The 15085-nt window shown below is 71.0% G+C and carries 11 protein-coding genes; 4 read left to right on the top strand and 7 right to left on the bottom strand.

From position 1 onward, the window contains the following. Nucleotide 1 precedes the first annotated feature (1 nt). Genes QE410_RS05215 through QE410_RS05205 form a run of 3 tightly spaced genes read left to right on the top strand, consistent with a single transcriptional unit; the run spans nucleotide 2 to nucleotide 3085 of the window. Nucleotides 2-1282 carry an ABC transporter substrate-binding protein gene (locus tag QE410_RS05215; RefSeq protein ID WP_307328817.1) on the top strand — a complete coding sequence of 427 codons (1281 nt, stop codon included), beginning with the start codon at nucleotides 2-4 and terminating at the stop codon, nucleotides 1280-1282. After that, nucleotides 1279-2241, top strand: coding sequence for a carbohydrate ABC transporter permease (locus tag QE410_RS05210; protein ID WP_307328814.1), 963 nt, complete (start codon nucleotides 1279-1281; stop codon nucleotides 2239-2241). The genes QE410_RS05215 and QE410_RS05210 overlap by 4 nt, the downstream gene beginning before the upstream one ends. Next, nucleotides 2231-3085 (top strand): carbohydrate ABC transporter permease, encoded by an 855-nt coding sequence (locus QE410_RS05205; protein ID WP_307328812.1) that lies wholly within the window; start codon nucleotides 2231-2233, stop codon nucleotides 3083-3085. Before QE410_RS05210 ends, QE410_RS05205 begins: the two co-directional genes overlap by 11 nt. Nucleotides 3086-3332: 247 nt before the next feature. On the opposite strand, the gene QE410_RS05200 is transcribed toward QE410_RS05205, so the two are convergent. Further along, the gene (locus QE410_RS05200; protein ID WP_307328809.1) at nucleotides 3333-4127 is read right to left on the bottom strand and encodes an NRDE family protein; all 795 of its coding nucleotides are present in this window, start codon (nucleotides 4125-4127) and stop codon (nucleotides 3333-3335) included. Nucleotides 4128-4279: 152 nt separating this feature from the next. Here QE410_RS05200 and coaBC point away from each other — a divergent pair, with 152 nt between their 5' ends. After that, a complete protein-coding gene (gene coaBC, locus QE410_RS05195; RefSeq protein WP_307328806.1) occupies nucleotides 4280-5491 on the top strand; it encodes a bifunctional phosphopantothenoylcysteine decarboxylase/phosphopantothenate--cysteine ligase CoaBC in 1212 nt (403 codons plus the stop codon). Nucleotides 5492-5795: 304 nt separating this feature from the next. Here coaBC and QE410_RS05190 read toward each other — a convergent pair whose 3' ends face one another. The 6 genes from QE410_RS05190 to QE410_RS05165 all read right to left on the bottom strand — a co-directional run bounded on the left by QE410_RS05190 (nucleotide 5796) and on the right by QE410_RS05165 (nucleotide 14966). After that, entirely contained in the window at nucleotides 5796-6461 is a 666-nt protein-coding gene (locus QE410_RS05190) for a peroxiredoxin-like family protein (RefSeq protein WP_307328803.1), read from the bottom strand. A 184-nt stretch (nucleotides 6462-6645) separates the two neighbouring features. Then, nucleotides 6646-8052 (bottom strand): DUF2510 domain-containing protein, encoded by a 1407-nt coding sequence (locus QE410_RS05185; protein ID WP_307328800.1) that lies wholly within the window; start codon nucleotides 8050-8052, stop codon nucleotides 6646-6648. Between the two features lie 115 nt (nucleotides 8053-8167). Beyond that, nucleotides 8168-11875, bottom strand: a complete 3708-nt coding sequence (locus tag QE410_RS05180) for an error-prone DNA polymerase (RefSeq protein WP_307328797.1) — start codon at nucleotides 11873-11875, stop codon at nucleotides 8168-8170. Nucleotides 11876-12040: 165 nt separating this feature from the next. After that, nucleotides 12041-13585 (bottom strand): DNA polymerase Y family protein, encoded by a 1545-nt coding sequence (locus tag QE410_RS05175; RefSeq protein WP_307328794.1) that lies wholly within the window; start codon nucleotides 13583-13585, stop codon nucleotides 12041-12043. Next, nucleotides 13585-14313 (bottom strand): hypothetical protein, encoded by a 729-nt coding sequence (locus QE410_RS05170; protein WP_373459321.1) that lies wholly within the window; start codon nucleotides 14311-14313, stop codon nucleotides 13585-13587. Before QE410_RS05170 ends, QE410_RS05175 begins: the two co-directional genes overlap by 1 nt. A gap of 155 nt (nucleotides 14314-14468) precedes the next feature. Beyond that, nucleotides 14469-14966, bottom strand: coding sequence for an HNH endonuclease (locus tag QE410_RS05165; protein WP_058232919.1), 498 nt, complete (start codon nucleotides 14964-14966; stop codon nucleotides 14469-14471). Nucleotides 14967-15085 lie beyond the last annotated feature (119 nt).

Here is a 15085-nt window from a genome sequence, read left to right as displayed (position 1 = left end):
AATGATGAACACAGCAAGGAAGCTGCTCGGCACCGTGGCCGTCATCGCCACGCTCGGCGTCGTCGCCGGTTGCAGCAGCGCCGGGGATCCGACCCCGGTCCGAACCACGGCGGCTCCGGGAAGCGTCGATCTGCGCATGACGGTCTGGACGTCGAACGAGGCGCAATTGGCCTTGTTCGATGGAATAGCCGACGCATACAAGAAGGATCACGCCGAGATCGGCACCATCACCTTCGAAAGCCTTCCGTTCGCCGATTACAACACCACACTCACGACGCAGATCGCCGGCGGGAACGCCCCCGATCTGGCGTGGATGGGCGACCTGTCACGCGATCTCATCACGGCCGGGGCGCTCGTCCCGCTCACCGAGACGTTGAAGAGCACCGAGGGCTGGGACTACGACGACCTCCTGCAGAGCGTCGTCGGTCAGTTCAGCGACGGCGACCAGCTGTATGCCTACCCGTTCTCGAACTCGCCTTTCGCCCTGTACGTGAACGAGGATGTGCTCGCGCAGGCCGGGCAGACGCTGACGTCGAACCCCACCTGGGACGAGGTGTCGGAGATCGGTTCCGCCGTGCACGCCGCCACGGGCAAGGCGGGATTCGTCATCCGAGACTTCGACTACTCGGGGTGGAACGTCCTCGCCACCGTCTGGACCGGCTGGGGCGCCGAGGCGTGGAACGCCGAGGGGACGCAGTGCGGGTTCGACTCCGAGAAGATGGCGGACGCCTTCGCGTTCCTCCACGACGCGGCGTTCGAGAAGACATCGATGCCGGGCCCCGGAGCCAAGGCGGACTTCTTCGCCGGCGACTCCGCGTTCACCATCGCGCAGGTCTCTCGCGCCGCTCTCCTGGACGGCTCGTTCTCGTACTCGGTCCACCCGCTGCCCGCGGGCCCGGTCGGCGAGTACTCCGTCTTCGGTCAGGCCGGGGTCGGTGTTCTGCAGTCCAGCCCCCACGTGCAGGAGGCCACGGACTTCTTGGCGTACCTGACCAACCCCGAGAACGCAGAGCAGCTCGCCCAGTTCTTCCCGCCGCCGCGCCAATCGCTGCTCACGGGCGAGAAGCTCGCCGCCAACAACCCCAAGCTCACCGCCCCGCAGCTGCAACAGGTCGTCGTCGACCAGCTGCCGAGCGCCGTGCCGCTTCCCAACCACACCCGGCCCGCCGAGATCGCGCAGAAGGTCAAGACGGCTCTGGATGCCATGTGGACGCCCGACGCCGATGTCCCCGCCGTACTGTCCTCGGTGTGCGACGCCATCAATCCCCTGCTGAGCAAATGACCGCACCCACCCTGGTCGACACCCGCGGGGCGACGTCCGTCGACGTCGCCCCGCGGGGCCCGCGCACATCAACCGTTTTCTGGACCGCGGCCCGCCGCGATGCCCTGACCGGTTATCTCTTCATCTTGCCGCAGGTGATCGGCGTGCTCGTGTTCGTCATCGTCCCCGTGGGACTCGGCGTCTTCTACAGCATGAACGACTGGAACGTCTTCACCGGGAAGATGCAGTTCATCGGCGGCGAGCACTACGCCGCGGTTCTGAGCGACCCACAGCTCCCGGGGGTGCTGTCGGCCACGGCGATCTTCTCCGGTGGCGTGGTCGTGCTCAACATCGGACTCGGCCTGCTGCTGGCGGTGCTGCTGAACCGCCGGTTCCGCGGCGTCACCCTGTTCCGGACGCTGTTCTTCTCCCCCGTTGTCGTATCCGTCGTCGCGTGGACCCTCGTGTGGGGGTTCCTGCTGCAGGACAACGGTGGCATCAACGGGGTGCTCGAGGCCATCGGCATCCCCGGCACGAACTGGCTGCAGCAGGGGTCGACCGCCATGCTGGCCGTCGTCGTCACCCAGGTGGTGCGCAGTGTCGGCATCAACATGATCCTGTTCCTCGCCGCGCTCCAGGGAGTCCCCGGCGAGCTCTACGAGGCCGCGCGCATCGACGCCGCTTCGTCACACACGATCTTCTTCCGCATCACCCTGCCGTTGATCTCGCCGACGCTGCTGCTGACGGCGATCATCACGATCGTCGGGGCACTCCAGGCTTTCGCCCAGATCGCCGTCCTCACCGAGGGCGGTCCGGGCCTGTCCACGACCGTTCTGGTCTACTACGTCTACCAACAGGCATTCGCCTTCAACGACATCGGCTACGGCTCGACGCTGGCGCTGATGCTGCTGTCCTTCGTCCTCCTTCTGACCCTGCTGCAGTGGCAGCTGCGCAAGAAGTGGGTGTTCTATGAGAACTGATCAGCGCCGCGCGGCGTCCCTCGTCCGTCGCGTCGTCCTCTACATCGCCCTCTGCGTGCTGGCCGTTCCGTTCGTCGTTCCCACGGTGTGGATGATCGCGTCGTCGTTCAAGCCGTTGAACGAGATCTTCCAGACTCCGCCCACGCTGCTGGCTGCCCGACCGACCTGGGCCGCCTACGTCGAGGCGTTCTCGTTCCAGCCGTTCGCCCGGCAGTACGTCAACAGCGTGTACATCGCGATCGTGGTCACGGCCATCACGATGGTCGTGTCGAGCCTCGCCGGTTATGCCTTCGCCCGCATCCGCTTCGCCGGCAGCAATGTGCTGTTCCTCGTCGTCCTGGTGGGACTCCTCGTTCCCAGCGAGGTGACGATCGTGCCGCTCTTCCAGATGTTCAAGGGGTGGGGCATGATCAACACCCATTGGCCGCTCATCCTGGTCACCGCATTGGCCGGCCCGTGCGTGCTGGCGACCTTCATCATGCGCCAGTTCTTCCTCACCCTTCCGGTCGAGTTGGAGGAGGCCGCGCGCCTCGACGGTCTGGGCCGACCTTCGATCTGGTGGCGTATCGCCCTGCCGCTCGCGGGGCCCGCCCTCTCGGCCGTCGCGATCCTGACGTTTCTGAGTTCGTGGAACCTGTACCTCGAACCCACGGTCTACCTCACCTCGCCCGAGCTCTTCACTCTTCCGCAGGCCCTCACCCGCTTCACCGACGCGTACGGCGGCGATATGTGGAACGTACAGCTCGCCGCGGCGACCATGACGGTCGTTCCCGTGCTCGTCGTCTTCCTCATCGCGCAGCGACAGTTCGTCGAGGGGCTCGCCCATTCGGGGCTGAAGGGATGACGGCTCCGGTCGGCACACCATGCGGGGAAGTGCCGTGAAGGAAACCTGATCCGAAGCCGGGGAGCCGCCGCCGCGGCTCCCCGGCGTGACGTCGGCGCGGAGCAGGCGGTGCGCAGGTGAAGCCCCACCCCCGCCGCGTTCTCGTTGGGGTCGATGATGAGCCTGGCAGCGGCGCGTCGAGGTCGGTGCCGGAGAAGCCCTCTATAACCCCGCCGGGGGGGGTCGCGGAGCCCGCTCTGCCCCCGCGCTACAGAGGCGGGATGCGCCTAGCCTCCTGCGCCGCGATCGGCCGGTCGGCTGATGAGCGGGTGACGTCGGTGTCGGTGAGGCCACGGCGCAGCCCCGCGATCAGTCCCTCATCCCACCGGCCGGGTTCGGCGGGCGTCGCCTGGCGCACGTCGATTCCGTCCGCGCCGACGGTGGCCGCGCATACCAGCAGCGACTCGAGCACGTGACCGTCGTGCGCGTCACGCCGCAGCACCGACGCCGACGGATCGCTCGTCGCGCGGGCGACGACATCGAGCCATGGCATCCACCAGTCGGCGCCGTCGGCGACGCCCGCGCGGCGGAAGGCGTCCAGCCACCGCCCGATCCGCGGCGTGGCGGGATCGTCGATCGCGTGGTGGGCGACCATGTGGCTGCCGGGGGCGATGCGCGTGCGCCGGGCCGTGAGACCGTCCCACTCCACGAGCTGCGCGCCGTCGGCATCCACCTCGACGAGATTGAAGCCGCGCGTGCGTGGACGACCCGGGATGCCGCCTCCCACGGCGTCGAGCGGGATGCTGCCGCGACTGACCACCTCGGCATCGGAGCGATCCGAGAGATCCTCACGGTTGAGCAGCACCGCCAGGCGCCCCGCATCCGGGTCGACGGCGAGCCACGCGCCGCCCGCGCGATCGTCGCGCACACCCAGGATGCCGCCGCGCTCCGGCCACCACGGCCCGAGTCCGCGCCACGGGCGGTCGCGCTCCTCGTCGCGGACGGCGAGGAGGCGAACCGGCTCACCCGCGGCCTGTGGGACGTCGATCACGACCGTGCACATTCCGTCCACGCTACCCGCGCCGCCGGCTGCCGGGGTGGCCGGCCGGCCACCGACCCGAGGCTCCGTCGTGTCGCTCGGGGCGCCGGACGGTGCGGCGACAGCCCCTGCCCGACCGCGCCCCGCGCGAGCCGGGCACCTGGAAGACTGGGGTGATGTTCGTCGTGGTGGGAGTGACCGGGGGCATCGCCGCCTACAAGACCGTCAACCTCGTGCGACTGCTGGTGAAAGCCGGACACGACGTGCATGTCGTCCCCACCGACGACGCCCTGCGCTTTGTCGGTCTGCCGACGTGGGAGGCGCTGAGCCGCAATCCCGTCACGACCTCGGTGCACGACGACGTCGCGCGGGTGCGGCACGTGTCTCTCGGCCAGTCCGCCGACCTCGTCATCGTGGCCCCCGCGACCGCCAACACCCTCGCCGCGATGACGGCGGGCTTGGCATCCGATCTGCTGGGCACGACCCTGCTCGCCACGACCGCGCCGGTGGTCGTCGTCCCCGCGATGCACACCGAGATGTGGCGGCATCCGGCCACGGTGCACAACATGGCGGTGCTCCGCGCCCGCGGGGTGCACGTGGTCGGACCGGCCGACGGCGTTCTGACCGGCGGCGACTCGGGCCCCGGGCGCATGTCGGAGCCCGAGGAGATCGTCGCCGCGGCCCTCGCCCTCGTCGAACGTCCGCGCGATCTCGACGGCCTCTCGATCGTGGTGAGCGCGGGCGGCACCCGCGAGCCCATCGACCCGGTGCGCTACCTCGGCAACCGGTCGAGCGGACGTCAGGGCGTCGCCATCGCCCGCGCCGCCGCCGACCGCGGTGCCCGTGTCACCCTCGTCGCCGCGCACCTCGATGCCGACGTGCGACCCGATCCGCGGGTCGAGGTCATCGCCGCGGGCACCGCCGAGGAGCTCGGAAGAGCGATGGATGCCACGGCCCCCGACGCCGACGTCATCGTCATGGCCGCGGCGGTCGCCGACTATTCGGTGGCCGCGGTGGCCGAGAACAAGCTCCGCAAGCAGGACTCTCCCGGCGGGCTCACGCTGGAACTCGTCGAGAACCGCGACATCGTCGCGGGCCTCGTCGCCCGCCGACGAGACGGGCAGACCATCGTCGGCTTCGCGGCCGAGACCGTGGTCGACGACGACGAGCTGCGGGAGAGGGCCCGCGCGAAGGCGGCGCGCAAGGGCGTCGACCTGCTCGCGGCGAACGCGGTCGGCTGGACGCGGGGATTCGAGACCGCCGACAACGCCCTCACGATCGTCGGGCGTGACGGCGAGGTCGTGGCGACGGCATCCGGGTCGAAAGACGACACCGCTCACGCGCTCCTCGACGCGGTCGTGGCGGTCCGAACGACAGCGGCCGGCTGAGCACTCGTCCTTCCAAGGCGGCGGTACATGCGGCGGCGGGGGTCCGCCCTGCCGCGGCCGTTTACCGGCGGCGGCCGTGCTCCGGCGGCGGGCGTACGCCCTGCCGCGGCCGCTCACCGGCGGCGGCCGTGCTCCGACGGCGGGCGTACGCCCTGCCGCGGCCACACGCCCGGCCCTACGACCTGCCGCGGCCGTTTCCCCGGCGGCGGGCGTCCGGCCGGCGCTGTATCGGCCACCGGGCCGGCGACGAGCTCCCCCCTCACCTGCGCGGCCGGCCATCGCTGCGGGTCGCAAGACCCCGCCGCTACGCTCGGCGGAGCTCGTCCAGCGCGGCGATGATCTGCTCCGGCTCGGTGCGCGTGGTGTAGTCGACGTGCACGTCGGCGAAGCGGATGACGCCGTCATCGTCGATGACGAACACCGACGGGAAGGGGATGCGGGCGGTGTCGTCGGCGTTGCTGTCGGCGACGTCGAAGCCGAGCTCCGTGTGGGCCGCTCTGGCCGCGGCGCTGGGCTCGGTGACGATTCCGAACCGCTCGGCGAGGCCGTTGCCGGGATCGGACAACACGGTGAAGTCGAGGGAACCGTTCGTCACGCTCTGCGCCGAGCCGTCCGGGGTCTGCGGCGACACCGCGAGCAGGCGCACGCCGCGCTCACGCAGCGCAGGCACCAGCGCCTGCTGGTACGAACGCAGGGTGATGTTGCAGTAGGGGCACCAGGCGCCGCGGTAGAAGACGACGACGGATGCCGTCGCGCCCCGCGCCGCGGAGAACGACGTCTGCTCGCCCTCGACGGTGAGGACGACGGCATCCGGAGCATCGTCGCCGGCGCCGAGCGCCGAATCGGGCACGCCGGCTCCGCGCAGATCAGCCTGCTCCCCGCCGAACACACCGGCGAGGCGATCACCGATCTGCGCTTCGAAACCCGTGTTGAAGTCGTCGATCTGCTGAGCGATGGACGGTGCGGACATGCGTGACTCCCCTGGGTGAGCGGCGTCTGGCGCCGGTCAGAGGAGCGTAAGCGTGTCCACCGACATCGAGGGCGATCACGACACCCGGAGAGATGTGGCGTCACAGGGCGTCACACGTTGCGCCGACGCAGACCGCCCCGCGCCGGCCGGGCGCCGCGATACGGTGCGACGCCCGCGCCCGCACTCACCCGTAGGTGTACTGCAATTCCTGCACGAGCGAGAACACCAACGCCAGCAGCATGACGACCCAGATGCTGACGATGATCCAGGTCACGACGGTGACCGCGATCGCCGCCCACAGCGGAGCGAGCCCCTTGCCGGTGTGACGGCGCACGACGACGCTGCGGCCGATGATGTAGACCAGGCCGCTGCCGATGAGCAGGACGAAGAAGCTCCACGCCCAATGGAACGGCTGCTCGATGCCGCGAGCGCGCAAGGCGCGCCAGTCGAGGAACGCGAACAGGACGGTGGCGGCCAACAGCACGATGCTGAGGACCGACGACACGGCGGTCAGGACGACGCCGGCCGTCGACGGGGACGCGAACGGGTCGGCGTACAGCTCGGCGTACACCGACTCCCGGATGTACGACCCCCAGTCGAAAGCGAACAGGCTCACGACGCTCACCAACGGCAGGGCGACCAGCAACCAGATCCAGACCGTGTTGGTGGGGATGTCGCGCCGCGGCGCGGTGTCGTAGCCGACGCTCGGCGCGCTGGGATAGCCACCAGCGGTGGGAGTCGTTCCCGGGTACGCCGGTGCACCCGCATAGGCCGGCGGGGTGGCACCACTCGCGGATGCCGGGGTGGTCGAGTACGCGGGCGGAACCGGCGCGCTCGTCGGTGATGCGGGGGGTGCGCTCGCCACGGCGGCAGCGAGAGCGGCGGCGCCGGCGGGCGCGGCGGCGGAGCTCGCGGCGGGGCGTGCGGCAGAAGCCGCGGCGGGACCGGCGTCGGGATCGGCGTCGGGAGTCACCGCGGCGGAACCCGATGCGGATGCCGGCGCGGCAGGTGAGGACGAATCGGTGCTCGACCGCGTGTCGGACGAGCCGGACGTCGATTCGTCGCCCAGGTCGGAAGATCCGGATGCCGTGCCCGCGTCGTCTCCGTACGGCGCAGCGGCCGAGGTCGCGCCGGGCGTCGAGGAAGTGATCAGCGCTGCGCCGTCGTGCGCAGCCGGTGACGCGGCGTCGACGGACGCGGACTCTGCGGAGGCGCGCGGGGCAGGCGCGGGCTCGGGGGACGCGGGCTCGGCGGACGCGGGCTCGGCGGACGCGGGCTCGGCGGACGCGGGCTCGGCGTAGGCGGCGGTCGCGTCGGCGGCGAGCGCCGGGGACTGCGCGCCGTCCTCCGACTGCTCCGCGTCGGTCACGCTGTGCTCCGTTGGGTGCGTCTCAGCGGCCGCGGAATCGAGATCGCCGCCGAAGCCGCCTCCGTCGCTGCGCTCGCGCTCGCCCTCGGGCGAGGCAAGCGGGGCGCTGCCGTCCACGGCGCGCACCTCGTCGGTCCACGACTGACCGTCCCATCGGCGGAGGCCGCCACCACCCGCGGGGTCGGGGTACCAGCCGTCGGGCGGAGTGGGCGTGTCGGTCATGTCGTTCCCCTGTCTGGTGCGGAACCGGCGAGATGGCCCGAGTCTAGTGACGCCGGCGCCGGGCACCCGTCGTCACTCTCGGAGACGTACGGCCTCGACTCGCGATCGGGGTGATTCATCGGAAGTCCCGCGACGCGTGGGCAACACCCACCCGCAGATCGGTGAAACCGTCGGCGACCACGTTGGTCACGCCTTCGACGGAGCGTTCGAGCATGCCGCGCACGATGAGCGCGGGTGATTCTCGGGCGACCCGTCGGTACCTGTTCCACACGCCGACCGAGCAGATGATGTTCATCAGGCCGTGCTCGTCCTCGAGGTTGAGGAACGTGATCCCGGATGCCGTCGCCGGCCGCTGGCGGTGGGTGACGAGGCCGGCCACCTCGATGCGTCGATCGGTCTCGAACGTGCGCAGCTCGCGCGAGGTGAGCACTCCCCGGGCATCGAGCGCCGCCCGGAAGTGGGTGAGGGGATGATCGTCGGCCGACAGGCCCGTCGCCCAGAGGTCGGAGGCGAGGATCTCGTAACTCGACGGGTCGGTGAACAACGGCGGCTGCACGGCGACGAGGGAGTCGGGGAGGAACTCGGCGCGGTCCATCGCCGCCGACCCCGACAGCCAGATCGCCTCGCGCCGCGTGTGTCCGAGGCATTCGAAAGCCCCCGCTGTGGCGAGCGCCTCGAGCTGCGCGGTGACCAGGCCGGTGCGGCGTACGAGGTCGCGGAGGTCGCGGTAGGCTCCACCGCGCTCGCGTTCGGCGACGATGCGCTCGGCGACCTTCGTGCCGATGCCCGTGACCCCGGCGAGCCCGAGACGCACGGCGAACCCGCCATCCCGCCGGTGCGCCAGGGTCTCATCGGGTTCGGAGGGGTCGAAGTCGCCCGTCGGGGGCTGCTCCGGGTGCGCACACGCGTCGAGTCCGGTCGGCCGCCCCCTTCCCCGGCGTCCTCCCCCTCCTTTCGCATCCTTTTCGACGGCATCCCCCTCTTCGACGTCCCCCGCCGCTCCGGCATCCGCAGCCCCCGCTGCCACTCCGGCCCCCGCTGCCACTCCGGCCCCCGCTGCCCCGGCGCCCGCCGTCCCGGCACCCATCGCCGCGTCGCCCGCCACCCCGGCCCCCGCCACCCCGGCACCCATCGCCGCATCGCCCGCCACCCCGGCGCCCGCCGCCCCGGCATCCATCGCCGCGTCGCCCGGCGCCCCCGCGGCATCCGACGCACGTTCGTCACCCTCCCCCGCTTCGACCGCCTCGAGCGTCGCCTCGACCCCCGACCGCAGCAGGTCGGGCCGGCGCACCACCACCCCGTGCCGCCGGGCGTCGGCGGTGAGGGTCGCGGGCGAGTAGAACCCCATGGGCTGGGCGCGCAGAAGCCCCGCGAGGAACGCGGCCGGATAGTGCAGTTTGATCCAGGAGCTGGCGTAGACCAGCAGCGCGAACGACAGCGAGTGCGACTCCGCGAAGCCGAAGTTCGCGAACGCCTGGATCTTGGCGTACAGCTCGTCGGCGACACGACCGACCAGCCCGTTCTCGGCCATGCCCGTGTAGAGCGTCTCGCGCAGCGAGTCGATGCGTTCCAGCCCGCGCTTCGACCCCATCGCGCGACGCAGCAGATCAGCGTCTTCGGCGGAGCAGTTGCCGACGGCGACGGCCATCTGCATGAGCTGCTCCTGGAACACCGGCACGCCCATCGTGCGCTCCAGCACCGGGCGCAGCTTCTCGTGCACGTAGGTGACCTTCTCCTGTCCGAGCTTGCGCCGTACGAAGGGGTGCACCGCACCGCCCTGGATAGGACCGGGGCGGATGAGCGCGATCTGCACGACCAGGTCGTAGAACTTCCGCGGTTGCAGACGCGGCAGCAGTCCCATCTGCGCGCGCGACTCCACCTGGAACACCCCGATCGAGTCGGCACGGCACAGCATGTCGTACACGGCCTTCTCTTCTTTGGGCAGTGTCGACAGCTCCCACACCTCGCCCGTCGCATCGCGGATGAGGTCGAAACAGTACTGCAGGGCCGCGAGCATGCCGAGCCCCAGCAGGTCGAACTTGACCAGGCCCATCCATGCGGCGTCGTCTTTGTCCCATTGGATGACCGTGCGATCTTCCATGCGCGCGTGCTCGATCGGCACGACTTCGCCCACCGGCCGATCGGTGAGCACCATGCCCCCCGAATGGATGCCGAGATGCCGGGGCGCCTTCAACAGCTCCGACGCGAACTCGATGACCTGGTCGGGAATGTCGTGGTCGGCTCCGGTCTCGAGCGTCGCGCCCCACCGCTCGACCTGCTTCGACCACGCGTCCTGCTGCCCGGGCGAGTGCCCGAGCGCCCGGGCCATGTCGCGCACGGCGTTCTTGGGTCGGTACTGGATGACGTTCGCCACCTGTGCCGCGCGCTCGCGCCCGTACTCCCGATAGACCCATTGGATGATCTCTTCGCGGCGATCGGAATCGAAGTCGACGTCGATGTCGGGCTCCTCGTCGCGCAGACTCGACAGGAATCGCTCGAACGGCAGCTTGTAGAAGATCGAATCGACCGCCGTGATGTCGAGCAGGTAGCAGACCGCGCTGTTGGCGGCCGACCCTCTCCCCTGGCACAGGATGCCGCGGCGGCGGGCCTCGGCGACGATGCCGTAGACGATGAGGAAGTACCCCGGGAAGTCCTTCATCTCGATGACGCCGAGCTCGCGCTCGATGCGGCGCCGGTCGTCGTCGGAGAGGTTCGGGTATTTGCGGGGTACGGCCTCCCACACCAGCTGCCGCAGGTACGACATCGGCGTGTGCCCCTCGGGGACCTTCTGCTTCGGAAGCGCGGGTTTGGCCCGGCGCAGCGGAAAGGCCAGCTCGTCGGCGAGCGTCACCGTGCGCGCGACAGCGCCGGGGTAGCGCGCGAACCGCGCCGCCATCTCGACACCCGAGCGCAGGTGCGCGCCGGCGTGCGCGGGCAGCCAGCCGTCGAGTTCGTCGAGTCCGCGGTTGGAACGCACCGCCGCCACGGCCGCGGCGAGGAGTTCTTTCTGCGGGGCGGCGTAATGCACGTTGTTGGTGGCGAGGGTCGGCAGCCCCCGCTCGGCGGCGAGGGCGGCGAGCACGTCGTTGCGGCGGGAGTCGAGCGGATCGCCCTGATCCATCAACTCGACGTAGACCGCCTCGGCACCGAACAGGTCGATGAGGGTGTCGAGTTCGCGCGCGGCTCCCGCCGGCCCCTCGGATGCCAGCGCCTGCCGTACCGCACCCTTGCGGCATCCGGTGAGCACCGCCCAGTGCGGGTCGCGGGGTCCGCCCGCTCGCTCGGCGAGATCTTCGAGGTCGTAGACGGGGCGCCCCTTCTCGGCGCCGGTGAGCTGCGCGTGCGTGATCGCGGCGGCCAGGCGGTGATAGCCCTCTTCCTGCCGGGCGAGCACCAGCAGGTGGGAGCCCTCGGGGTCGGCCTCGCCGTTCTGCGGTCCGGAGAGTCCCAGCGACAGTTCCGCCCCGAAGACGGTCTTCACGGTGCGCGCTTCGGCCGCTTCCGCGAAGCGCACGATGCCGTAGAAGCCGTCGTGGTCGGTGAGGGCGAGGGCGTGCAGACCCAGACGTTCGGCCTCTTCGATGAGTTCTTCGGGCGAAGAGGCGCCGTCGAGGAACGAGTACGACGAATGCGCGTGCAGTTCGGCGTAGGGAACGGTCTCGACCGGCCGATCGATCGACGGCGGCACGTAGGCGCCGCGCTTGTGCGACCAGGCAGGACTGTCGCCGCCGTCGCCGTTCGGTGGGGCGCCGGTGGGTCGGCGGGCGTCGCTGAGCAGTCGCTCGAGCTCCGACCACTTCACGGGCGGGTTCGTCCATCCCATCAGCGCACCCCCGCTTCGCCACGCGGGACCGACACCACCCGAGGCGTTCCCGCTCGGGCGGCGACGCGCACCGCTGTCACGGCACGGAATGTGCCGGACGCCGAGAACGTCGTCCCTCCGCCGGGCGCGTGCGCCGACGGCCGTCGCGACGCCGACATCGCGCGCTCAGTCATACCGCCCCTCCGCCCGCCACTCGCCCTCTTCGACGACCAACAGCCACGCCCCTCCATCGGCGTCGACCACCTGGAACCGATGCGCGCGGCGTGCGCGCAGCGGATCCCACCCGCGCTCGCTGATCGGCCAGGGCCCCGCCCATTCACGGATGCGGCGTCGCTGCCCGGCCGTCTCGAGCACCGCCGGCGGGGCGCTCAGCACGTCGCGCTCCCCCACCGTGACGGAAGCGCCCGCGATGTCGGTCACGCCCACCAGCCGCGGCTCGGGGTAGACGGTGGCCGGCAGCGGGTCGGGAAGGCTTCCGGGCCAGGGCCGCGTACGGTCTTTCGCCGTGACGGCCCGGTCGCCCCACGGGACGTTCACCTGTCGCTCGGCGAGCCACCGCCCGCCGCCGATGACCGGTGTCACCACGGCGCGATGCCCGAGCATGGCCTGCACGCGCGACAGCGCGTGGTGCACGCGTTCATCGGGGCCGGCGCCGAAGAGCCCCTTGGCGTGGTGGGCGGCGGCATCCACGGCCTCGGGTTCGATGTGCACGCCCGCGACGCCGCTGCCGAAGATGCCCTGCGCGTCTTCGGCGAGCTGCCAGCGCACCCGGTCGACCACGGCGGCGGCGTCGAACGACCCGGGATGCAGCCAGACGCGCTCGCTGCGCTCTGCCCGTTCGCCGGTGAGGACGACCCGCAGTTCGGTACACACGAGATCGTGGGCACCCAGCCGGTCGATGAACTCCTCAGCCGCCACGCGCATACCGAAGGCGATCTGGTCGGCCAGCTCGAGGGGAGGCTCGAAGGCGACGTCGCGGTGCAGCTCGGGCGGAGGGGTGCGGGGCTGCACCGGTTGCGAGTCGAGCCCTCCCGACAGGGCGTGCAACCGCACGCCCCGGGCACCGAAGCGTTCGCGCACCCGCTCGACCGGCAACGCGGCCAGCTCACCGAGGGTGTGCACGCCCAGGCGCGAGAGCAGGCTTGCGAACTCGTCGTCGTCGAGCGTCGCCACCGACAGGGGCGCCAGGAATGCGCCCGCTTCTCCCGGCCCCACGATGCGCACGGGGGCGTCGGCCTGTGCCGATCGCGCCGCCTGCTCGGCGGTGAAGACCCCGTCGGCGACGCTCGCCCGCACGTCGGAGAAGCCGTCGTCGTCGAGGAGTCGCAGAAGCATGCGCGCCGCCTCGAGCTCTCCCCCGTAGTACCGGGCCGGACCCCGCGCTTTCAGCGTGCACAGCCCCGGGCGCACCACCTGCACGCCGGGGGCGTGCTCTTCGACGCGCGCGACGACGGGGGCGAAGGCCCGTGCATCGCGCACGGCGTCGGCGGGCACGACCTGCAACGTCGGACACAGCGCCTGTGCGTCGCGGCGTTTCTGTCCGCGACGCACCCCCTGTGCCCGAGCGGTCCACGAGCACGCCACGACGATGTTGTTCGCGAACACCGCCACCGCGGCATCCGGCTTCGGGGCCGACACGGCCTCGTGGGCGAAGGCCGTGATCGGCCAGTCGGGGAACCACAGCACGAGGCTGCGCGTGGGCGCCTGCATCAGCCCACCGCCCGCACCGGATAGACGTCGCGCTCGCGCGGCACGAGGCGTTCGGCGGGGGCGCCCAGCAGCTCGATCGACCCGTCGGCGGCGGGCAGCAGCATGCGTGCCCGTCGGGCGTTCGGCGAGCGCCGGCTGCTGACCGACACCGTGAGCTCGCGACCGGCGAGGTAGCCGTGCCCCTGGCCGAGCCCCGACCATTGCGGGTCGGCCACGTCGATCACCGCCTCGGCCTGCGGCCACGCGCCCTGCACGAGCAGCACCGATCCGCGGTCGCGCAAGCGCGCGGCCAGACGGGTCGTCTCGGCTCCCCCGCGTGCCGCCGTGGAGCCCACCGGCGGGCGCACGGCGACGACCGGGAGCACCTCGGTGATGGTCGCGGTCACCGCGAGCCACCGGGGACCCGGGTCGGGGATGAAGACGAGCCGGTCGAGGTCGAGACCGTATTTCTCTGCGGCTTCGGCCCCCAGTTCGGGCATGCCGATCACCCCGCACCAGGCGCCGTCTTGCGAGGGACGGGCCATCAGCGCCAGCAGCAGCGACGCCGAGCGGGCCAGCGCATACGCCGACCCCGGGCGGAGGCCGCCACCGGGCAGCAGCGACGAGAAGGCCGGATGCGTCGGCAGCACGGGGGCGTCCATGCGGCGCCCCTGCATGCGCTCGAGGCGATCGCGCAGCACATGGATGTCGGGTACGGCCTGTACCTGGTCTCTCACGATCGCCCTCACTCCCACAGGTTAGAACATGTGTTCTATTCCCTCAATCCCTGTGGGTCGAAGATACGATCGACCTCCGACATCGGCGTCGGAGGCGGTGTGCGGAGGCATCGGGCCGGCTTGCGAGCACGCCGAACACCCGGATGCCGCAGAAGACGCCCGTACGCTCAGGCAGCCAGCGCCAGGTACGGCTCCCATCGCGGGTCGCTCTTGTCGACGCCGCGCACCGTCCACGACGAGCCGCGAGGAGGGGCGGGCACGAGCCGGAGCTCCCAGCGCATCTCCTGCGGCGTGCGGTCGCCCTTGACGTTGTTGCACAGCAGGCAGCACGCGACGAGGTTCTCCCACGTGTCCTTGCCTCCGCGCGAGCGCGGCAGCACATGGTCGATCGTGGATGCCGCCTTGCCGCAGTATCCGCAGCGGTGACCGTCGCGGCGGAGGACACCGCGTCGTGTCACGGGCACGCGCCGGGCACCCGGTACCCGCACATAGCGGGTCAGGATGATCACCGCCGGACGATCGAAAGTGCCGGCGGCGGCCCAGACGGGGTCCTCCTCGACGCGTTCGACGACGACGGCCTTCTCGTTCATCACGAGCACGAGCGCCCGCTTGAACGACACGACGGCGAGGGGCTCATAGCCCGCGTTGAGCACCAGTGTGCGCATGTACGTCTTCCTCTCGAATGGCCGAGACGGCTTCTCGGATGTTCGACCAGCGACGACGGCAGGCGCGGAGGGATGAAAAAAGGCGCTGTCTAGGCAGACAGCGCCTTCGAACGCGCGGC

It is taken from the genome of Microbacterium sp. SORGH_AS_1204 (genome assembly GCF_030818935.1).
In the GTDB taxonomy this organism is placed as follows: domain Bacteria; phylum Actinomycetota; class Actinomycetes; order Actinomycetales; family Microbacteriaceae; genus Microbacterium.
Note: the sequence above shows the minus strand (reverse complement) of the source record. Positions and strands in the feature narration are given on the sequence as shown.